The following is a 5,497-nucleotide window of genomic DNA, read 5'->3' on the forward strand; positions in this document are numbered from 1 at the left end:
CTGCGCTTAGGCTGCGAGAGCCTGAGTCGCTTCGGTGGGTTCCTGCTTCGACGGGCGGCCTGACTGCGCCATCCCTCCACAGGCCATCGCGGCATGCCCTGCCGCTAGAACATTGAGCGCGCCAACGTGGTCGGCGTTTGCTTCGTGTCCGCACTCGACGCACTTGAACAGCGCTTGCGTCTTTCTGTTTTCCTTGGAAACGTGCCCACAACACGGGCATGTACGGCTCGTGTTCCTGGGGTCCACGGCGACGAAGAAACCGCCGCGCCACGCCGTCTTGTATTCGAGTTGGCGGCGGAACTCGCCCCAGCCCTGATCGAGAATCGACTTGTTGAGGCCGGACTTCGCCCGGACATTGCGCCCGGGCGTATCTGCCGTGCCTTTCGCCGACTTCGACATATTGCCGATTTTCAGGTCCTCGACCGCGATCATCGCGTGGTTTTTGCTGATAGCCGTCGATGCCTTGTGGAGAAAATCAGCGCGAGCGTCCGCGATGCGCGCGTGGATGCGCTGAATGCGAGACTTCGCTTTCTTCCAGTTGCTACTTCCTTTGACCTTACGGGCCATCCGGCGCTGATACTTCGCAAGCCGTTGCTCGTGCTTACGGAACGACGCGAGCGGCGCGATATATGAGCCATCCGACATAGTGGCGAAGCGAGCCACCCCCACGTCGATAGCGACTGCCGGACCGTGCGGAACCGGCTGCTGTACCTCGCGGCGCGTGAGGATCGACACGTACCACTTGCCCGCGCGCAGCGACACGCTCGCGCTGCGGACTTCGCCGAGTACCTCGCGGCTCTTGCGGTAGCGCAGCCAGCCGAGCTTCGGGACCTTGATGCGCCCGTTACCTGCATCGACTTCGATTTGATTTTTGTCGGGGAACAGGAAGCTGTCGCTCACGCCCTTGCGCTTGAACTGCGGAAACGACGCGCGGCCAGCGAAGAAGTTTTTGAACGCCGCTTCGAGATGCTTTAGCGCGTGCTGCTGTGTATGTACCGGGCCGTCCTTCAGCCACGGCGTATCGGCGCTGTTGCGCCACTCAGTCAGGCGCTTCGCCATGCCAATGTAGCCGGCGAACTTCTGCCCGGCTGCGTGGTTTTCTTTCTGGAACGCCAGTGCCTTGTTGTAGACGAACCGGCACGCGCCCGCGAACTGGCGCATCTTACGCGCTTGCTCGCCGGTCGGCATGAGTTCGAATTTGAAGGCTTGAAGGCGTTCCATAGCAAGAAATATACTTTGGTCTATGAATACTGACAATGACCTTAGACACGGACGGCACTGCGTTTTTTTAATGCACGTTCACTTGGTCTTCGTGACCAAATACCGGCGCGGCGTGTTCACCGAAGAAATATTGACCGACATGCGCAGCGTGTTCGCAAGGGTGTGCACCGACTTCGAGGCCGAGTTGGTGGAGTTCGATGGCGAGGACGACCACGTTCACTTGCTGGTGAACTACCCTCCCAAGGTGGCTGTATCTGCACTTGTGAACAGCCTGAAAGGCGTTTCGAGTCGAATGATTCGACAGAAGAACTACCCGACCATCCGGCGCAAGCTGTGGGGCGGCGCACTCTGGTCGCCATCCTACTTTGCGGGTTCGTGCGGTGGCGCACCCATCGCGGTCGTGCGCCAGTACATCGAGCAACAGCGTACGCCGCACTGACTCCCTGGAAGGACCGCTACGCCGTCCGCGCTATCCTTCCCCGCCCTGAAGGGCGAGGTTTGACGCGCATCTGATCAAGGACCGAAGCCCTGCTTGCGGGCCGGCTCGATGCGGCGATCGATCGCTTTCTGCCTGACTGCCTTGTCCTCCGATATGGCGAACGGCTTCGATTCAACGCGGTGACTGCCATGCCCGACGATGGGCGCGATCTCTCACTCTCGATCTTCGCAAGTTATAGCCGACGGCATGCGCGTGCGCAAGGACCATTCCTGGCTTACAAGCCGAAGGTATTAACGTGATGAACGATCCGCGCTATTGTTGCTCGCGGCACTATTTCAACTAATTTTTTGAGGTCGACCATGGTTCCTAATAGAGACGTTCATCTGATTCCGGCAAAGCTCACGGCATTGCGCCCGACGCAAATGACGGTGGGCTACCGCGAAGTCACCGAAAAGCGCGCTCACTGGAAGACCCTCAGCAAGAAGGCGCGCAGCGAGGCGATTGCGTCGCACTGGTTTCCGGCCGTGCTGGGGCCGGAGAACCTTCACTACATCGTCGACCATCATCATCTCGGACTCGCGCTGCTCGAAGAGGAGGTCAAGGAGGTGAAGGTGATGGTGCTGAAGGACCTGTCGTGGCTCGATAACACGATCTTCTGGCGCATGATGGAGCATAACCAGTGGGTCCATCCGTTCGGCGCCGACGGCTCGCGATACGACTACGAACATCTGCCGAAGACGGTGACCGGCTTGACGGACGACCCCTATCGCAGCCTCGCCGGCGAACTGCGTCGGGTAGGCGGCTATGCGAAGGATGCGACGCCCTTCAGCGAATTTCTGTGGGCTGACTTTTTGCGGCCGCGGGTGTCCGAGAGCAAGATATCGAAGAACTTTGCGAAGGCGGTCGATCAGGCGAAGACCTTGGCGCATACACCGGAGGCGCGTTACTTGCCGGGCTGGTCGGGCCTGATTACCACCCCTTGAGGGCGGCCGGACCGCGCTGCGCCGGACGAGGCCCGGCGTTGTCACCTCGACAGGCGGGACTCGGTATGCGCGAAGGTGCCGGTCACGAGTACACCGCTGGTTTTGGTTTTTTCCCTGCGCGCCTGGGCTGTACAGTCCAGGCGCGTAGGCGATGGCGTACGCGCAGGCACGCGCGACAAACGCGAGACAAACGCGCGAGGCGAACCGAAGTTGCCATAGCGGCCTGGCGCGTCCGCGAAGACGAAAAACGTAAGCGTCGCATCGCACAGCAGGGACGTCCTCTTGTTCGATCCGGTCCATTGATCGCTCGAGCTATGGCGGGAGGGGCAGGAATCCGTTCAAGGCGCGCGATCGCCTTCCCGGTGAGCCGGCGCATATAGCGTCGGCAAATTTATTCCCAAAACTTTCGAGTGCGGTATCCGGGATACCTGCGAGGCCCAAAGCGTAGCATTCCGATGGTCAGGAATTGCTTAGGACTTACCGGTTTCGGCGCTTTGCTCCCCGATAGATCGGGCATCTCTGCTTGACGTAAGTGTTCACGAAAAATCGATTTGAAAATCGGAGCCGTAACCGCGGAGCAGTCCCAAGAGTTCGGCATCGATGGTTTCCTTGGTCCAAGTGACGAAGCGCCGCCATCGGTATTTCAGATGCCGCCAGACGATCTCGATCATGTTCAGTTCGGGACTGTAGGCGGGCAGGTAAAACAGGAGTGCATTGTGTTCGAGCAGCCATCGCTCCCGCGTGGCCTCGTCGATCGCGTGGTGGATGCTGGCGTTGTCCAGCACGATCACTACAGGGCGGCCGTCGCGGCCGGCCAACACGCCATCGATAAAGCGCACGATATCCGGGCCCTTGACGGTGCCGGAGTGCGCGGCGTGAATCAGCGCGTTGGCGCCGAAGTCCAGTGCGCCGATGACACTGCGGCGGCAGTGATGGTTCGGCTCGATCTCGTGAGGCAATCCCCGTGGTGACCAGCTACGTTGCACCGGTGGCGATCCATGAAAGCCCGCCTCGTCGAGATACAGCAGGCGCACGGCGTTTTCGCGTGCTGCCTGCTGGAGCTTGCCGAGCGTGGTTCGCTTCATCTCGAATTGCTCTTCGTTACGTTTTTTTTGAGCGAGAAACGGTTGCGCTTGAACGAGAAGCCACCGCGCTTGAGCGCCTCGCCGAGCGTTTCGATTTTGCAGGGCAATGGTTCGTTGAGCGCGGCTTCCACACGCTGCGCAATACGCGCGAGGGTCAGGGGTTCGGCTCGCGCGACTTCAAGGGCCACAGCGATCTGCGCCTCGGACAGCAGCGGCCGCCGACCGCCGTTGTGACTGCCCATCAAGCCGCACACGCCCCTCTCGCGCCAGGCGTGAGACCAGTTGTAGACGCTCTGCGTGCTCACGCCGAGCTGCGCGGCAATCGCCCGGGGCTTGATTCTGCGTCCCAGCATCAGCATGCCAGCAGCACGCGTGCGCGTATCCTGGTGACGGTGGTTGATCGACATCTGCTGCAACGTCAGCTCCTCGACTGCCTTCAGCACAACGACGCACTTCATTCGCTACCTGAGTCTCGACCAAAGGTGCCAGGTTAGCCAAAATCAAAGGGTTTTACCAGGACCACTTATTCCGATAAAAAAAGTCGCCGTCTGTTGGCGCATGGCGATTGGGACAAACTGCTTGAACGGGTTCTGTTTCCCGATGCACGGACTACGCTGACGACGTATCCGGATCCGGTTGCTGTCGGGATCTTCGAAATGACTGCTCAGAGGACAAGGTCAGGCGAATCGCCCATGCGGATTTAGCCAGGATCGCGGACCCCTTTGTGAAACTGTCGAAAGCAGCGACGCTGGCAGGACCTGTCGCTGGTCTGAAGCGAACGCGCATCCGATGCATTGGCACGAGTGCCAGGAGTATGCGGCGTGGATATTTACGCGCTGTTCTAATCCAGGTTCCGCGCGAAGCATCGCGAAATCCACAGCAGGCCGTAGGCAGTAGACCCAGCCCGTATTCGCACCGCCATTGCGACACAAAGTTTAAGTATCCCATTTGTTGGAATATTTAAACTTTGTGTCGCCATTAATCGCGATACGTGACGTTTTGAAAACAGGAACCCGATCGACCTCTTACCCCCCCCCAAGGCGCGCCAGCAAAATAATTTTTAAACGTTACTAAAGATTTCCTCGGCCTTGCCGACATTTGCAATATGAAAGCGAGACCTGATCCCACTGGCTCGCATCAAACCCACGTTACAAGAGAGCCCGCGAGCGCGAAAGCGGCGGGATTTTGTATGGCAAGCCGGCAGCACCACTGGCGCGCATGTCACCGCGGCTTGCGCAATATCCATCTTTGCACCTGTCTGATTACGACCTTAAGTATCAGCGGAAAGTCCGACAGACTCCTGGTCTTCCGGTCGGTCACGGAGGTGACGCTGTAGTGGTCAAGCTCGCGCCATTCATCAGGCGAGCACGACTCGCAGTTCGATTCATCAACTGTCCAACATACAAGGACCGGAACTAAATGAGCAACAAGATCCGTACGGGGATGACTCGCCTCGCGCTGTGTGCAGCGATGACTTTTGCGCTAGCTGCCTGCGGTGGCGGCGGTGGCAGCAGTCCCGCCCAATCAAGCACCTCGAATCCGCAACCGTCGACGCAAGCAGCATCGGCCTTGACCGGTACGGTAGCAGTCGGTGATGCTCTGCCCGGCGCGAATATTACGCTGCTCGACGCCACGGGTAAAAGAGCAACGGCCACTAGCGATTCGAACGGCAACTATTCGATTTCGATTACCGGCCTGACTGCACCCTTCCTGATCGTGGCGACCGACCCGAGCGGGGTTAATGCGACGATGTACTCGGTTTTGGCAAG

At 59.3% G+C, this 5,497-nt stretch carries 5 protein-coding genes and 1 pseudogene; 3 read left to right on the forward strand and 3 right to left on the reverse strand.

The features are described 5' to 3' along the window. Positions 1-6: 6 nt before the first annotated feature. Positions 7-1,221: a transposase gene (locus VMJ11_RS32395; protein WP_325625129.1), complete on the reverse strand. Its 1,215-nt coding sequence runs from the start codon at positions 1,219-1,221 to the stop codon at positions 7-9. A gap of 22 nt (positions 1,222-1,243) precedes the next feature. On the opposite strand from VMJ11_RS32395, the gene tnpA reads away from it, so the two are divergent. Both tnpA and VMJ11_RS32405 read left to right on the forward strand, forming a co-directional pair. Beyond that, the gene (gene tnpA / locus VMJ11_RS32400) at positions 1,244-1,660 is read left to right on the forward strand and encodes an IS200/IS605 family transposase (RefSeq protein WP_325625131.1); all 417 of its coding nucleotides are present in this window, start codon (positions 1,244-1,246) and stop codon (positions 1,658-1,660) included. Between the two features lie 359 nt (positions 1,661-2,019). Next, positions 2,020-2,643: a ParB-like protein gene (locus VMJ11_RS32405; RefSeq protein WP_325625133.1), complete on the forward strand. Its 624-nt coding sequence runs from the start codon at positions 2,020-2,022 to the stop codon at positions 2,641-2,643. Between the two features lie 536 nt (positions 2,644-3,179). On the opposite strand, the gene VMJ11_RS32410 is transcribed toward VMJ11_RS32405, so the two are convergent. Together VMJ11_RS32410 and VMJ11_RS32415 are read right to left on the reverse strand one after the other, a co-directional pair. Then, positions 3,180-3,728 (reverse strand): IS630 family transposase, encoded by a 549-nt coding sequence (locus tag VMJ11_RS32410; RefSeq protein WP_325625134.1) that lies wholly within the window; start codon positions 3,726-3,728, stop codon positions 3,180-3,182. Beyond that, a complete protein-coding gene (locus tag VMJ11_RS32415; protein WP_325625135.1) occupies positions 3,725-4,186 on the reverse strand; it encodes a helix-turn-helix domain-containing protein in 462 nt (153 codons plus the stop codon). The genes VMJ11_RS32410 and VMJ11_RS32415 overlap by 4 nt, the downstream gene beginning before the upstream one ends. A gap of 961 nt (positions 4,187-5,147) precedes the next feature. Between VMJ11_RS32415 and VMJ11_RS32420 the strand changes: the two are divergent. Then, positions 5,148-5,497: pseudogene (locus VMJ11_RS32420) on the forward strand (cell wall anchor protein); the annotation flags it as partial.

The organism is Paraburkholderia sp., from assembly GCF_035501035.1.
GTDB lineage: Bacteria > Pseudomonadota > Gammaproteobacteria > Burkholderiales > Burkholderiaceae > Paraburkholderia.